Consider the following 15,296-nt stretch of genomic DNA (forward strand, 5'->3'; position numbering starts at 1 on the left):
TGTCTTGCGTGTACTGCCTTCTGCCATGAAATTTTTTACTTTCCTCGCGTCGCTGCTCGTTCTGGCCGGTTGTGCCAGCGGCCCGCGTTACGACACCAGCCATCCTTCGGCCAATTACGACAGCCGCATCCAGTTCGTGATCGTGCATTACACCTCGGCCTCGCTGGAGCGCTCGCTGCAACTGCTGACCCACGGCGAAGTCAGCAGCCATTACCTGATCGGTGACGACAAGGCTGGCACCGTCTACAAACTGATGGATGAAAACCAGCGCGCCTGGCACGCCGGCGAAAGCCAATGGCAGGGCCGCACGTGGCTCAATTCCAGTTCGATCGGCATCGAAATCGTCAATCCGGGCTTCAAGGACACGCCGACCGGACGCCTGTGGTATCCGTACAGCGAGGCGCAGATTCAAGCGCTGATCGCCCTGCTCAAGGACATCAGCAAACGCAATGGCATCAGCCCGCGCCACATCATCGGTCACAGCGACATCGCGCCGCTGCGCAAGCTTGATCCGGGGCCGCTGTTTCCATGGAAACGCCTTGCTGCTGAAGGCCTTGGCCTGTGGCCCAACGAGCAAGCGGTGGCACGCCAACAAGCGCTATTGAGCAGCAGCGAATTACCGAGCATCAGCTGGTTCCAGGCGCAATTGGCGCACATGGGCTACGACACACCGCAGACCGGTGAACTGGACGTCGCCACTCGCCATGTCCTCGCCGCGTTCCAGATGCATTTCCGTCCAGCACGTTTCGATGGCACGCCAGATGCGCAAACGGCCGCCCTATTGCTCGTACTGAATCAGACAAAATAATGACGCCCGCCCGACGGTCAGGGCGAAATTGCAATCAGCAGCTATAACTCATTGGTAATTCTTCGGATATTCCATGATGGTTGCTACCCGAGAGACGCTGCGTAGCTGGTTTTATCGCCCCTGGTTTTTGGCGATGATCGCGGCCGTCCTCAGTGCCAGCCTGCTGATCGCCGGCGCAATGTTCGTCGCGATGCATCAGGTCGAGCAGAACGAAAGCCAGGAAATGAACGCGCAGGGCGAACGCTTCCTCGCCCGTCTCGAACAATTATTCGGCCAGTTGCGCGAAAGTCTCGATGATCTGGAAGCACAACCGTTGCGCAGCTGCGACGACGAGATGATCGCCACCCTGCAGCAAGTCACCTTCAATTACCGCTTCGTCTATGAGGCGGCTTACAGCGATGGCACGCGAACCTGCTCCAATCGTCCGCGCCAGGAAGCTCTGCCAGTCGTCCGCCAGCCCGACATCAAAGGCCCGACCTACAGTTATTGGCTGAACACCACCACTGAACCCGATGAAAACCGCGCCGCGCTGATGCTCGGACGCGGCAATTTTCGCGTGGCCACGTCTCGCGGGCATCTGACCGACATGGTCGACCTCTCGCCCGGCAGTAGCCTGTTGGTCGTGCTGGATCACGGCACCCGCGCCATCCCGGTACTGGGTACAGAGCAAGCCTGGCCACCCACCGAACACTGGCCGCCGAAAAGCCGCGAGGCCCTGCAAGTCACACAAACGCGCCTTGTCTACCGCATGCCCACCGACAACCCGGAATATCAATTGGTGCTGATCTCGCCGCGCACCGGCATGCACATTCCTGCCGTCTGGTGGTGGATGGTGCCCGCCTGCCTGTTGCTCGGCGCACTGGCGGGCTTTCTGGTATTCCTGCTGGTGCGCCAACGCCAGTCACTCGACGCCGAATTGCACGGCGCGATCCGTCGTGGCGAGTTGCAGGTGCTCTATCAACCGATCTTCGACCTCGACAGTCGCAACTGCGTCGGCGCTGAAGCTCTGCTGCGCTGGCGCCGCCCGGACGGCACGCTGACCAGCCCTGACCTGTTCATTCCAATGGCGGAAAACACCGGACAGATTCGCCAGATGACCGATTTCGTCCTCCAGCGTCTGCTCGAACAACTGGGCCAACTGCTGCGTGCCAACCCGCAACTGTATATTTCGGTGAACCTCGCCGCTTGCGACGTCATGGTGCCGCGCATCGGCCAGGTCATGGCACGGCTGCTGACGTTGCACCGGGTGGCGGCGCGGCAGATTGCTTTCGAAGTCACCGAACGCGGCCTGATCGATGTGGTGGTGGCGCGGGAGAACCTGCAAGCGTTGCGTGATGTCGGCCACCAAGTGCTGATCGACGACTTCGGTACCGGCTATTGCAGCCTCGCCTACCTGCAAACCCTGCCGGTGGATTGCCTGAAGATCGACAAGGCTTTCATCGACGCGCTCGGCCATGACGCGGCCAGCAGTGGCGTCGCCCCGCACATCATTCACATGGCGCAGGCACTGGATCTGAAGGTGATTGCCGAAGGCATCGAGCTGGAGTCGCAAGCCGAATTGCTCAGCAGCGAAGGCGTCAAGTTCGGCCAGGGCTGGCTGTTCGCCCATGCCCTGAGCGCGGTGCAGTTCATTGAGCTGATCACCCGGGGCCGGCGCCTTGCCGCGCGACGCATGGACGACGAAGCTTAAACCGTCAGCGCCATATAGAACTGCGTGCCCTGCCCCGGCCGCGAATAAACGCCCATGCGCCCGCCGTGCAACTGGACAATTTCCTTGCACAGCGCCAGGCCGAGACCGGCGCCGCCCTTCTTGCGTCCGACCTGCACGAACGGCTCGAAAATGCGTCCCTGCTGGCCATAGGCAATGCCTTCGCCGTTGTCTTCGACACTGATGATCACCCGCTCGCCATGGCGCCGCGCCTGCAAACGGATCTGGCCGTCGCGGGCGGTATGGCGCAGGGCATTGTCGATCAAGTTGTCGAGCACCCGATCCAACTGCGCCTGATCGGCCTGCAAGCGCGGCAAAGGTCCCTGCACTTCGACAGTCAGCGCAATGCCTTTGCCCGCCGCAAAGTCGGCAAACCGCAATTGCGCCTGCTCCAGCAGATCTTCAATGGAGCACGGCGCCAGCGACAGTTTCTGCAAACCGTTCTGGTAGCGTGAGAAATTGAGCAGATCGTTGATCAACTGCATCAGGCGCTGCATTTCTTCATTCACGGTATCGAGCAGATCCGCCTCGCGTGAATCCGCCGGAAACTTCGCCCGCTCACGGAACAGGCCGAAGGCCATGTGCATGCCGGTGACCGGTGTGCGCAGTTCGTGGGAGGCGCGCAGAACGAACTCGCTACGGACCCGCTCGAACGCGCGCTGCTCGGTGACATCGTGCAGCACCATCACCGCACCGAGGATGTGACCCTGGGTGTGGCTGACCGGCGTCAGGCTGTAGGTCAGCAGGCGTGATTCGCCATCGACCTCAATGCTCAAATCTTCCGGCGCTCGCTCAAGCGTGCCACCGCGCAAGACCAGTTGCAGCTGCGAATCCAGCTCCGGCCGTTGCAGCGCCGAGCCCAAACCTTGACCGAGGCGATCATCGTCCCAGCCCAATTGGCGTTGAGCGACCGGGTTGAGGTGCTCCAGCTGGCCCTGGCGGTCGATCATCAATAAACCGTCATCGATGCTGTCGAGCACCGCCTGCAAGCGCTGCTGGCCGGCCAGCAGTTCGTCGACGTTGGTCGCCTGATGCTCACGCAGCGCTTCGGCCATCAGCCCGAAGCGCTTGGTCAGCTGGTTCATTTCCATGGCCGAGGAAATCGGCAGGGTCACTTCGAAATTGCCTTGGCCGATGTTGTCCGCCGCCTGCGCCAGCGCCTCGATCGGCGCACCGAAACGCCGGGCGATGCCGTGAGCCGTGACGAAACCGATGATCAACACCGCCAGCCCGACCAGCCCGAGCAGGCCGGCGACCAACAACGCGCGGTCGCGGGCGTCATGCTGCACCGCATTGATGTTGTCCAGTGCATGCTTGTGTTCGGTGATCAGGCCGTTGCGCAAAGTATTGAAGCGTTCCCGGAAATCGGCGTCGCTGCTCAGTGCGGTGGCGGGGTCGCGGGACAGATCGAAGGCTTGCAGGAAACTCAGGTAATCGGCCTTGGCCTGGCTGAAACCATACTGGCGACCGTCGCCCACCTGCTCTTGGGCGATGCCCTCGTCAAGCAACTCGAAGTAATGCTGTTTGGAGGCTTCAAAGGCCGCCGGGTCAGGCTTTTCCGCGAGCATGATGATCAGTTGATCACCGAGCGTCTGCCGAAGCTTTAGCCCCAGGTCGAGGGTGACGAAGTTATTGCGCACCAGCGCTTCCTGCGATCCGGCCATTTGCATCACGCTGACCAGCCCGAGCAACAACCCGAGCAAGGCCACCGTGATCAAGGCGGAAATGCTCAGGAACAAGCGGGTCCGCAACTTCATCGCCAGTTTCATCGCCAGACACTCACAAGTTGTACTGCTTGCGCTTGCGATACAGCGTCGAGGCGTCGATTCCGAGGGTTTTTGCCGCTTGATCCAAGGTTCCAGCGGTGGCGAGGACGGCGCCGATATGGGCCTTTTCCAATTCATCGAGACTCAACGCGGCGCCAACGCGCGGCGCATTGTTGGCGGGTTGTTCGGCCATGCCGAGGTGGCTGATTTCTACGCGCTCCTGTGGGCAGATGATGCTCGCCCGCTCAACCACGTTGCGCAGCTCACGAATGTTGCCCGGCCAACGGTAGCCGAGCAGCGCTTCACGGGCCTCGTCACTGAAACCGCGTGCCGGGCGTGCGTACTCTTTGACGAAGCGTGCGAGGAAGCGATCAGCGAGGGTGAGAATGTCCTCGGCACGTTCGCGCAACGGTGGCAGATGCAGGGTAATGACATTGAGGCGGTAGAGCAGGTCTTCACGGAAGCGCCCGTCGCGGACCATGTCTTCCAGATTAAGGTTGGTCGCCGCCAGAATGCGCACATCGGCGCGACGGGTGACTGGATCCCCTACCCGCTCGTATTCCTTGTCCTGAATGAAACGCAGCAACTTCGGTTGCAACGTCAAGGGAAAATCGCCGATCTCGTCGAGAAACAGCGTGCCACCGTCAGCCTGATTGACTCGACCCAACGTACTTTCGCTAGCGCCGGTAAATGCCCCGCGACTGTGACCGAACAATTCACTTTCCATCAATTCGGCAGTCAGCGACGGGCAGTTGATGGTCACGCAGGATTTTTTCTCACGCTTGCTCCAGCCGTGAATTGCCCGGGCCAGCTCGCCTTTACCGGTACCGGACTCACCGAGGATAAGGATGTTGGCATCGGTGCTCGCCACCTGGCGCGCAGTCTCCAGTACGACTTTCATGGCCGGGCTGTGGGAATCGAGACCGTCCTTCGGTTTGCGCATCTCGCCTTCGAGTGCTTCGAGACGCGCCGACAACTGGCGCACCTCAAGTTGCTTGGCGGTCGCCAGACGCAATTGATCGGGGCTGCACGGTTTCACCAGATAATCAGCAGCGCCCGCCTGAATCGCATCCACCGCAGTATCGACTGCCGAGTGAGCGGTGACGATCACCACGCGCATCCACGGCGCCTGCACGCGCATTTGCGCCAGCACGTCGAGACCGTTGTCTTCGCCCAGACGCAAATCAAGGAAGCACAGGTCGAAAACCTGGCGTTGCAGCAAAGCGTCGGCCTGGGCCGCGCTGTTGGCAGTGGCGACCGTATAGCCTTCGTCTTCGAGGCAATAACGGAAGGTACGCAGGATGGCGGATTCATCATCCACCAGCAGAATGCGGCCTTGATGCTCAGTGGCAGATTCCATTTTTCCTACGCTCCATAGTGATTGGTCTTGGGTTAGTCCCGGAAAAATCGGGCAAGTTGCATGGTTGATTCTGAACGATGCCAGCCATAGGAGGGTAGCTCTCTCCTTCCATTACGGCCAATACGTTGATTTTGTTGGTTTTTTAAACAATCACCGGTTTGCAGGGCGTTGCCTGCGTCCTTTTCTGACATCTGCGACCGGCTCGCAATTCCATAAGAATGAATTCTCCTACGAAATAATCGTGCATTGCGCACGATCGCAGATGACCCATCGTGCAGGATGCGTCGCTATTCATTTTTTACATCTATATAAGCCTTTGATTTTATTGATTATTTTTCAATTAAAAAATTGGCACGCAGGCTGCAATACCTCATTCAGCCCGGGCAGATCAGAACTGCCCCAACCGAATAAGAGTGAGGAACCCAGGATGACTCGCCAACGCGCCGCCCAAGTACGCATCTCGCCACTGCACATCCAGCAAGGTCTGTTTGGCGTACTTGCGCTGCTTATCACCCTGATTGCTTGCCAGCAATACCTGCGCTGGGAAAACAGCCAGCAGCCAGAGGCACCGCTGATCTCGATGCAGCACAGCACCCAGAGTCATTTCAGCGCTGTCAGCAGCACCCAGGACGACAACGCGGCGATGCACATGATGGCGGTCGATCAGGCGCAGCCACTGGATCAAATGCCACGTGAAGAGCGTTGGGTTTTCTGACTGATTGAAAAATGAATTCAGGCGCGATGCGCCGGAACACGTAACACCCCTAAATAGAGAAGTAAGGAGAATCACCATGTTGAGCTGGGCAATTACATTCTTGATCATTGCCATCATCGCCGCAGTACTGGGCTTCGGTGGTATCGCGGGCACCGCCACGGGTATCGCCAAGATTCTCTTTGTCGTGTTCCTGGTGATGTTCATCGCTTCCTTCTTCTTTGGCCGTCGCGGCCGAGGTTAACGATGACTGTTTTAAAGACACTGGCAGCCGCCCTGCTTCTGGGCGGTAGTGCCATGGCGATGGCGGCCAACGATGGCCAGGCGCGGGTCAACGAACTGTTGAGTTCCGACCCGCAATATCGCGAAACGTGGGAAGGCGTGGTGAAGAAGGAAGAACGCCTGCCGGAATGGGTGATGAACCTGTCCGGCACGCCGGACCAGCAAATGAATGCCGTGACTGAAGATGGCGACAAGTATCTGGTCGGCCCGCTCTGCGAATCCGCAGACAAGTGCCTGAATCACCGCTTGATCGTCGCGTTCAGTTTCGACAAGAAAGATGCCTACGCCATGCTCGTCGATGTGCCAGAGGGACTGCCGGCCGACAAGTCGCCAACGCGACATGCCACCTACCGCTTCCTCGGCAAACCCGATCAGGGCATGCAGGATCTGTTGATGGAAACGCTGAAAAAAGATCCGCAGTGGTACTGATTTGAACATGAAGGCAGCAGCCCTGCTGCTTTCCATTGCGCCCACCCGAGGAGGGCCGGCGCATGACCAAGGGGCCGGGACGTTCTGACTGTTACAGGGTCGGAGTGACCTACGGGGACATGGAGTGCCTGCGCAAGGGCCGGGTCAGGGTAAGTAAAAGCTGCGCCGCAGGTTCGCCGGCCCACAGTGGTTCGACGGACTTGCGCTGAGCTTTCAATCGATCAAAACGTTGATCCAGAGCGTCCAGTCCTTCCTTTTTATCGTCGACACTGCGCGCGAAAACATTACGCGGTGTTTCATGGCGACCGTATATCGAGAAAAAAACCTTTTAAACAGTGGGACTTCTAGTCTTCCCGCGTAGGCTTTTTCCTAAAATTCTCGACGAATTTTCTCGTTCAAAAAATAATCAATCTACGCTGTGATGGCCGGTTCACGGCACTTATGCCGGCCGAAATGTCACAATCGAACCGGTTGGGACGCCAGTTTCATTTAAAAAAGCTCATGCCGATTCGGCATAGGGTAGGCGTTTACGGCATTAGACGGCGCAACCTTGCATCGGAATAGTTGCGCCTTTTTTCGCCTGCCGAAGAGCCGTAAACACGCGCTTCGGGGCACCTTATACGGAGGCAGATGCACAGACTTTTCCGCTAAAAAGCGTTCCAGTTCCTGCATGTGCCTGAGTCAAACGCAAGTAAGGGTAAAGATAATGAAGAAGGCAAAAATTAGCCTCGCCTGGCAGATCCTCATCGGTCTGGTTTTGGGTATTGCAATTGGTGCGTTGCTCAACCACTTCAGTGCCGAGAAGGCCTGGTGGATCAGCAACGTCCTGCAACCAGCAGGCGATATCTTTATCCGTCTGATCAAGATGATCGTGATCCCGATCGTCATCTCCTCGCTGATCGTCGGCATTGCCGGTGTCGGTGACGCCAAGAAACTCGGGCGCATCGGCCTGAAGACGATCATCTACTTCGAAATCGTCACCACCATCGCCATCGTTGTCGGTCTGTTGCTGGCCAACCTGTTCCATCCGGGTGCCGGCATCGACATGAGTACCCTCGGCACCGTGGACATCTCCAAGTACCAGGCGACCGCCGCCGAAGTACAACATGAACACGCGTTCATCGAGACCATCCTCAACCTGATCCCGTCGAACATCTTCGCGGCCATGGCCCGCGGCGAAATGCTGCCGATCATCTTCTTCTCCGTATTGTTCGGTCTCGGTCTGTCGAGCCTGCAATCGGACCTGCGCGAGCCGCTGGTGAAGATGTTCCAGGGCGTCTCGGAAAGCATGTTCAAAGTCACCCACATGATCATGAACTATGCGCCGATCGGCGTGTTCGCACTGATCGCGGTGACCGTGGCCAACTTCGGTTTCGCTTCGCTGGTGCCGCTGGCCAAACTGGTGATCCTGGTGTACGTCGCCATCGCCTTCTTCGCCTTCGTGGTACTGGGCCTGATCGCCAAGCTGTTCGGTTTCTCGGTGATCAAGCTGATGCGCATCTTCAAGGATGAGCTGGTGCTGGCCTACTCCACCGCTTCGTCGGAAACCGTGCTGCCACGCGTGATCGAGAAGATGGAAGCCTACGGCGCGCCGAAAGCCATCTGCAGCTTCGTGGTACCGACCGGTTATTCGTTCAACCTCGACGGTTCGACCCTGTACCAGTCGATCGCCGCGATCTTCATTGCCCAGCTGTACGGCATTGACCTTTCGATCAGCCAGCAACTGTTGCTGGTGCTGACCCTGATGGTCACCTCCAAAGGCATCGCCGGTGTACCGGGCGTGTCCTTCGTGGTGCTGCTGGCCACTCTGGGTAGCGTCGGCATTCCGTTGGAAGGCCTGGCGTTCATTGCCGGTGTCGACCGCGTCATGGACATGGCCCGTACCGCACTGAACGTGATCGGTAACGCGCTGGCCGTACTGGTTATCTCGCGCTGGGAAGGCATGTACGACGACGCCAAGGGCGAGCGCTACTGGAATTCCCTGCCACACTGGCGCAGCAAGGAAAAACTGCCAGCAGGCGAAATCTCGAAAAACTGATACACCTGTAGGAGCTGCCGCAGGCTGCGATCTGTTGATTCTGTTTTTAAAGGCAAGATCAACAGATCGCAGCCTTCGGCAGCTCCTACAGTAGATTGAGGTCAACCCGGGAAATGGGGTGGCAGCAGGTACATACAAACCCCGGAGAAATCCGGGGTTTGTCGTTTCTGGCGACCCCGCTATCATTCGCGGCATTCTTCGGGGGATTTGACTGATGCTTAATGGCCTGTGGCTTGGCTTCTTCATCGTCGCAGCCGTATCGGCGCTGGCGCAGTGGCTGATCGGCGGCAACGCCGGGATCTTTGCGGCGATGGTGGAGAGCATTTTCGCCATGGCCAAGCTCTCGGTCGAAGTCATGGTGCTGCTGTTCGGCACCCTCACTCTGTGGCTGGGTTTTCTGCGCATTGCCGAGAAGGCCGGGATCGTCGAATGGCTGGCGAAGGTGCTTGGGCCGCTGTTTCTGCGGCTGATGCCGGAAGTCCCGGCCGGCCACCCTGCCCTTGGCCTGATCACCCTCAACTTTGCTGCCAACGGCCTGGGTCTCGACAACGCCGCGACGCCAATCGGCCTGAAAGCCATGAAGGCGCTGCAGGAACTCAATCCCAGCGCCACCATCGCCAGTAACGCGCAAATCCTCTTCCTGGTGCTCAACGCCTCCTCGCTGACCTTGCTGCCGGTGACGATCTTCATGTACCGCGCCCAACAAGGCGCGCCGGACCCGACGCTGGTGTTCCTGCCGATTCTGCTGGCGACCAGTTGCTCGACGATTGTCGGCTTCCTCTCGGTGGCGTTCATGCAACGCCTGCGGATCTGGGATCCGGTGGTGTTGGCGTATCTGATTCCCGGTGCGCTGATCCTTGGTGGATTCATGGCGCTGTTGGGCACGCTGTCGGCGACGGCTTTGGCGGGATTGTCGTCGATCCTCGGTAATCTGACGTTGTTCGGGTTGATCATGCTGTTTCTGATCATCGGCGCGTTAAAGAAAGTGAAGGTCTACGAGGCGTTTGTCGAAGGCGCGAAGGAAGGCTTCGATGTCGCGAAGAATCTGCTGCCGTATCTGGTAGCGATGCTCTGCGCGGTCGGCGTACTGCGTGCCTCCGGGGCGCTGGACTTCGGGCTGGACGGGATTCGTCATCTGGTCGAGTGGGCCGGTTGGGACACACGGTTTGTCGATGCCTTGCCGACGGCGATGGTCAAACCGTTTTCCGGCAGCGCGGCAAGGGCGATGTTGATCGAGACGATGCAGACCTCGGGGGTCGACAGCTTCCCGGCGCTGGTCGCGGCGACGGTGCAGGGCAGTACTGAAACGACGTTCTATGTGTTGGCGGTGTATTTCGGCGCGGTGGGGATCCAGCGGGCGCGGCACGCGGTGGGGTGTGCGTTGCTGGCGGAGTTTGCCGGTGTGGTTGGCGCGATCACGGTCTGCTACTGGTTCTTCGGATAACCACAGATCAAAACTGTAGGAGTGAGCCTGCTCGCGATAGCGGTTTATCAATCGCCTTCATTGATGACTGATACACCGCTATCGCGAGCAGGCTCACTCCTACAGGGGTTTTGTGTTGGGCTTAGGGTTTTGGGGGAGCGAGTTTCTGGCCTTGGTCGACGGCCCACGCGACGACTTTCGCGGTCAGGCGATCACTGGCCTGGCCAAAGCCTGCGACCACCGCCGGCACCTGCACATCACTCAGCGGCTGGCGTTCTTCAAAGCGCCGGCTGGCCAGAATCCGCTGGTCATAACCGCGCACCAGCAACGCATCGACCCGCACCACGACGCTGGCCTGCGTGCCCTGATATTCAGTCTGAAACGCCTGCAAACTCCCGCCCAATTCCAGATCCGCAGCAAAGTTGCTGTCATCGGTACTGAGCAACGTCACCCGACCATCCCGCTGAAATCCATCCAACAAGCGATTGCGCACCAGCACCGGTGCCGGATCGCTCCAGCGCGAGCCTTTGTAGCTGCTGATCACATCCCCCTGAGGAATCACCGCAATCGTCGGCCGGTTCAATGCTTCACTGGCCTGCAACTTGTTAAGTCGCAACGACCAATGCTGCGTTGCCGCCGAACTGGCCGAGGCGGGCGCCTGTGCCGTCGGCAGGCGATAGACATCCGACGGCTCGGCCTTGGGCAGAATCGAACACGCGCTGATCAGCGAAATGCCAGCAGCGAGAAGGGCGAGGCGAGTCAGCTTCATGGCGTGAATTCCTTGTTCTTGTCACGGCCCAGCAGGTAGCCGCTGGGGTTGGCCTCAAGGCGTTGCGAGATGGCCCGCAGCGAAGTCAGCGTCTCACGCAATTCGCGGATCGCCGGGGCCAGGCCATTGAGGCCCTGCATGCCGTTGTCGAGGGAGTTTTCATTTTTGCTGAGCAAGGTGCTGATCGTCGTGGTGCTTTGCTCCAGCGACTTCATCGCCTGCTCGGCGCTGCCCAGCGCTTGTTTGCCTTGATCGTTGATCAAGCCGTTGGCGTTGCGCATCAGCAGCGAGGTCTGTTCGAGCATGCTGCCGGCCTGTTTGCCGACGGTCGCCAGTTGCTGCATCGCCTGTTTGATGTCGCCGCGCTGATCGTTGATGGTGCCGGTGGTTTGCTCCAGATGGGCGAGGGTCTTGCTGACGCGCTCGACGTTCTCGGAGGAGAACATCTGGTTGGCGTTCTGCAGCAGCGCGGTGATTCCGCTCATCAAATCGTTGGAGTCATTGAGCAGGCGCGAAATAGGCGAGGGCGAGGCGACAATCAGCGGCAGTTTGCCGTCATGGCCGGTCAGTTTCGGGCTCTCGGGGGTACCGCCGCTGAGCTGGATGATCGACGTACCAGTGATCCCGGCCAGCGCCAGTTTGGCCTGGGTGTCTTCCTTGACCGGCGTGTCACCGGCCAGACGAATCCGCGCCAGCACCCGCCGTGGGTCTTTCGGATCAAGGCGCAAATTGATCACATCGCCGACCTTGATCCCGCTGTACTGCACCGGGCTGCCCTTGGACAGCCCGCTGACCGCCTCGCTGAAGACAATCTCGTAATCCTTGAACTCGGTGTCGACGCTGGACTTGGCCAGGAACAGACCGAAGAGCAGGGCGCCTGCCACCACAATCACGGTGAACAGGCCGATCAACACATGATGCGCTCGGGTTTCCATGTCAGACCTCGTTAAGCAATTTGGCGGCGTCCAGCGCCGAGCGGCCGCGCGGGCCGTGGAAGTATTCGTGAATCCACGCGTCATCGGTTTCCGAAACGACATCGATGGGTCCTGCGACCAGCACCTTCTTCTGCGCCAGCACCGCCACGCGGTCGGTGATCGTGTAGAGCGTGTCGAGGTCGTGGGTCACCAGAAACACGCTGAGGCCGAGCGCATCGCGCAGGGTCAGGATCAATTGATCGAACTGTGCCGCGCCAATCGGATCGAGGCCGGCGGTGGGTTCGTCGAGAAACAGGATATCCGGATCCAGCGCCAACGCCCGCGCCAGCGCGGCGCGCTTGATCATGCCGCCGGACAGCGACGCCGGGTATTTGTCCGCCGCCGACAGCGGCAGCCCGGCCAGCGCCAATTTGACTGCGGCCAGATGCTCGGCATCGTTGCGGCTCAGTCCAGCGTGTTCGATGAGGGGCAGGGCGACATTCTCGGTCACCGTCAGCGAGGAAAACAGCGCGCCTTTCTGGAACAGCACGCCGAAACGTCGTTCGACCAGCGAGCGTTCGTGCTCGGACAGGCTCGGCAGGTTCTTGCCGAACACTTTGACCATGCCTTCGCTGGGCCGGCGCAAGCCGACAATGCTGCGCAGCAGCACCGATTTGCCGCTGCCGGAGCCGCCGACCACCGCGAGGATTTCGCCTTTGTACAAATCCAGATCGAGGTTCTCGTGCACGCTCTGGCTGCCGAAGCGATTGCACAGGCCACGGACTTCGATCACCGCCTCCGAGGGCGCGCGGGGTAGACGACTCACCAGCCCATCTCCATGAAGAACAGTGCGGCCACCGCGTCGAGCACGATCACCACGAAAATCGATTGGACCACGGCGGAGGTGGTGTGGGCGCCGACCGACTCGGCGCTGCCGCTGACCTTGAAGCCTTCCAGGCAGCCAATCGCGGCAATGATGAAGGCGAAGATCGGCGCTTTGACCAAGCCGACCAGAAAGTGCTGCACGCCGATGTCCGACTGCAACAGCGTCAGGAACATCGCCGGCGAGATATCCAGCGACACCGCGCAGACCACGCCGCCGCCAATGATCCCGCAGAGCATCGCCAGAAACGTCAGCATCGGCAGCGCCACCAGCATCGCCAGCACGCGCGGCACCACCAGCAGCTCCATCGGGTCGAGGCCGAGGGTGCGGATCGCGTCGATTTCTTCGTTGGCCTTCATTGAGCCGATCTGTGCGGTGAAGGCACTGGCAGTGCGGCCCGCCATCAGGATCGCCGTGAGCAGCACGCCGAATTCACGCAAAAACGAGAAACCGACCAGATCGACGGTAAAAATCGTCGCGCCAAAACTGGCCAGCACCGTCGCGCCGAGGAACGCTACCACCGCGCCGACCAGGAAAGTCAGCAAGGCCACGATCGGCGCGGCGTCGAGGCCGGTCTGTTCGATGTGCGCAATCATTGGCGTGATGCGCCAGCGCTTGGGCCGGAACAAACTGCGAGCGATGGTTTCGAGGATCAGGCCGACGAAGCCGAGCAGTTGCAGGGTGTCTTGCCAGACCGTGTCGACGGCGCGGCCGATGCGCGTCAGCAACTGCACGCTGACGCTGATTTCCGGCTCCTTGATCGGCACACAGAAATCGGTCATCGAGCGATACACCGTTTGCAGCAGCGCGCGGTCGGCGGTGGAAATCGTGCAATCAGGATGCTCGGCAGATTTACCGAGGCGCTCGGAACCGAGCAACTCGACCAGCAACGAAGCGCCAGCGGTGTCGAGGGCGCCGAGGCTGTTGAGGTCGATCGGAGTGTTGCCGTCGTACTGGCCGTGGAGCTTTTCGCTCAGGGTCTTCAGCTCGGCGTAATGGGCAAGCGTCCAGTCCCCGGTCACCCGCAGGCGGGCAGGGCTGTTCGACGTGTCCAGGTGGGCATTGCCGCTGATCGAGCTGCTGGTCATAAGCTCCGTGCTTTTCGGCTAAATACGCTGGCATACGTAATAGCACGAACCGGATTACTTTTCTTTGATCGCTGTGCTGTCGGTGACTTCAAAGCGCAGCACGCCGATGACCTGGCCATCCTCGGTCAGCACCCGCACCTGCCATTTGCCCGCCGGGTTGCCGGGGAAATTCTGCTTGTGCGTCCACGCCCGGTAGCCTTCCTTGCGCCCGCCGTGGATGTCGAGAGGGATGCGGTCGACCTCTTTGCCGTTGAACTGCCAGACGTGGTAAATCCGCTCATCGAGCCCGCGCGGCGCGTTGATCGCGGTGTAGGCGTACAGGCCATCGCCACGAATCTGCTCGGCGCTGACCGTGTCGAGGCTCGCGCCGGGGGTGCGATCCTGCATTTGCGTGCTGATCGCCACGTCGGTCATCCACAACGTCGCCGGCGGCACCCATGAACGCAGGGTCCAGCCGACAGCGCCGATACCGACGGTGATGCACAGGATCGCCAGCGCATTACGCAGCGTGCGGATCGGGAAGATCGACGCCAGGCTCGGGAACGACAACAGCACGGCAATCCCCAGCGCCCATTTGAAGCTCTGCGAAGTGGTCAGGTGCATGATCACCGGCAACGCGGTAAGCAGGGCGGCGAACAGGGTCAGGGTGTGTAGCGCGAGAAATGCCCAGCGCCGTGGTGCCAGCCATTTGTAATAGAGCGGATCGACGATCGAGATCAGCGCCGCGACGCTGAGCAGGCCGGTGAAGAACAACTGGCCGCTGTTCCAGGTCGTGGTGATGAAGAAGAACGGCAGAACGAAAAACAGGCTTTCCTGATGGATCATCTGCGTCGCGTAACGCAGCAGCGGCTGGGGAATCTCGCGTTTGAACACACGGGTGAAGAGGCCGGTGAGGGTGTTTTCCAGCATCAGCCAGATCCAGCTGAGCAGCATGATCACGGTGATCCAGCTCGCCAGTCCCTGCTGACGATCGACCATGATGAAACTGCCGACCCCGGAGATGAAACCGCCGAGCGCAATGACCCCGGGATAGCGCTTCATCAGTTCGAGAATGCGCTGGATCAGGAGCTGTATTTTCGGCATTTGGGCGGTTCACAACGCTGTAGGAAAAAACCT

The 15,296-nt window shown here is 59.9% G+C and carries 14 protein-coding genes; 7 read left to right on the top strand and 7 right to left on the bottom strand.

Features of this window, described 5'->3' with window-relative positions; genetic code table 11:
* Nucleotides 1-25 precede the first annotated feature (25 nt).
* Together QOL84_RS19100 and QOL84_RS19105 are read left to right on the top strand one after the other, a co-directional pair.
* On the top strand, nucleotides 26-808 hold the full coding sequence (locus QOL84_RS19100; protein ID WP_283438197.1) for an N-acetylmuramoyl-L-alanine amidase: 783 nt from the start codon (nucleotides 26-28) through the stop codon (nucleotides 806-808).
* A 76-nt stretch (nucleotides 809-884) separates the two neighbouring features.
* On the top strand, nucleotides 885-2,498 hold the full coding sequence (locus QOL84_RS19105) for an EAL domain-containing protein (RefSeq protein ID WP_174823955.1): 1,614 nt from the start codon (nucleotides 885-887) through the stop codon (nucleotides 2,496-2,498).
* On the opposite strand, the gene QOL84_RS19110 is transcribed toward QOL84_RS19105, so the two are convergent.
* Nucleotides 2,495-4,285: a KinB sensor domain-containing domain gene (locus tag QOL84_RS19110; RefSeq protein WP_283438198.1), complete on the bottom strand. Its 1,791-nt coding sequence runs from the start codon at nucleotides 4,283-4,285 to the stop codon at nucleotides 2,495-2,497. The two genes, QOL84_RS19105 and QOL84_RS19110, sit on opposite strands and share 4 nt — an antisense overlap.
* A gap of 10 nt (nucleotides 4,286-4,295) precedes the next feature.
* On the bottom strand, nucleotides 4,296-5,642 hold the full coding sequence (gene algB, locus QOL84_RS19115; RefSeq protein WP_129387064.1) for a sigma-54-dependent response regulator transcription factor AlgB: 1,347 nt from the start codon (nucleotides 5,640-5,642) through the stop codon (nucleotides 4,296-4,298).
* 427 nt (nucleotides 5,643-6,069) lie between these two features.
* On the opposite strand from algB, the gene QOL84_RS19120 reads away from it, so the two are divergent.
* From QOL84_RS19120 to QOL84_RS19140, 5 genes are all read left to right on the top strand, one after another.
* Nucleotides 6,070-6,357: a hypothetical protein gene (locus QOL84_RS19120; protein WP_283438199.1), complete on the top strand. Its 288-nt coding sequence runs from the start codon at nucleotides 6,070-6,072 to the stop codon at nucleotides 6,355-6,357.
* 76 nt (nucleotides 6,358-6,433) lie between these two features.
* Nucleotides 6,434-6,598, top strand: a complete 165-nt coding sequence (locus QOL84_RS19125; protein WP_003177151.1) for a DUF1328 domain-containing protein — start codon at nucleotides 6,434-6,436, stop codon at nucleotides 6,596-6,598.
* A 2-nt stretch (nucleotides 6,599-6,600) separates the two neighbouring features.
* Nucleotides 6,601-7,065 (top strand): inhibitor of vertebrate lysozyme family protein, encoded by a 465-nt coding sequence (locus tag QOL84_RS19130; protein ID WP_283438200.1) that lies wholly within the window; start codon nucleotides 6,601-6,603, stop codon nucleotides 7,063-7,065.
* A gap of 706 nt (nucleotides 7,066-7,771) precedes the next feature.
* Nucleotides 7,772-9,103, top strand: coding sequence for a glutamate/aspartate:proton symporter GltP (gltP, locus tag QOL84_RS19135; protein ID WP_129387055.1), 1,332 nt, complete (start codon nucleotides 7,772-7,774; stop codon nucleotides 9,101-9,103).
* 214 nt (nucleotides 9,104-9,317) lie between these two features.
* Nucleotides 9,318-10,547: a nucleoside recognition domain-containing protein gene (locus tag QOL84_RS19140; protein ID WP_283438201.1), complete on the top strand. Its 1,230-nt coding sequence runs from the start codon at nucleotides 9,318-9,320 to the stop codon at nucleotides 10,545-10,547.
* Nucleotides 10,548-10,668: 121 nt separating this feature from the next.
* Here the strand turns inward: QOL84_RS19140 and QOL84_RS19145 are convergent, their stop codons facing one another.
* Genes QOL84_RS19145 through QOL84_RS19165 form a run of 5 tightly spaced genes read right to left on the bottom strand, consistent with a single transcriptional unit; the run spans nucleotide 10,669 to nucleotide 15,263 of the window.
* Nucleotides 10,669-11,295 (bottom strand): ABC-type transport auxiliary lipoprotein family protein, encoded by a 627-nt coding sequence (locus tag QOL84_RS19145; protein WP_283438202.1) that lies wholly within the window; start codon nucleotides 11,293-11,295, stop codon nucleotides 10,669-10,671.
* Complete coding sequence (locus tag QOL84_RS19150; protein WP_283438203.1) at nucleotides 11,292-12,230, bottom strand: MlaD family protein; 939 nt, start codon at nucleotides 12,228-12,230, stop codon at nucleotides 11,292-11,294. The genes QOL84_RS19145 and QOL84_RS19150 overlap by 4 nt, the downstream gene beginning before the upstream one ends.
* A gap of 1 nt (nucleotide 12,231) precedes the next feature.
* The gene (locus QOL84_RS19155; protein WP_007911797.1) at nucleotides 12,232-13,035 is read right to left on the bottom strand and encodes an ABC transporter ATP-binding protein; all 804 of its coding nucleotides are present in this window, start codon (nucleotides 13,033-13,035) and stop codon (nucleotides 12,232-12,234) included.
* Nucleotides 13,032-14,180 carry an ABC transporter permease gene (locus QOL84_RS19160; protein WP_283438204.1) on the bottom strand — a complete coding sequence of 383 codons (1,149 nt, stop codon included), beginning with the start codon at nucleotides 14,178-14,180 and terminating at the stop codon, nucleotides 13,032-13,034. The genes QOL84_RS19155 and QOL84_RS19160 overlap by 4 nt, the downstream gene beginning before the upstream one ends.
* Nucleotides 14,181-14,234: 54 nt before the next feature.
* Entirely contained in the window at nucleotides 14,235-15,263 is a 1,029-nt protein-coding gene (locus QOL84_RS19165; protein ID WP_283438205.1) for a DUF5924 family protein, read from the bottom strand.
* Nucleotides 15,264-15,296 lie beyond the last annotated feature (33 nt).

This window comes from Pseudomonas helmanticensis (assembly GCF_900182985.1).
GTDB lineage: Bacteria > Pseudomonadota > Gammaproteobacteria > Pseudomonadales > Pseudomonadaceae > Aquipseudomonas > Aquipseudomonas helmanticensis.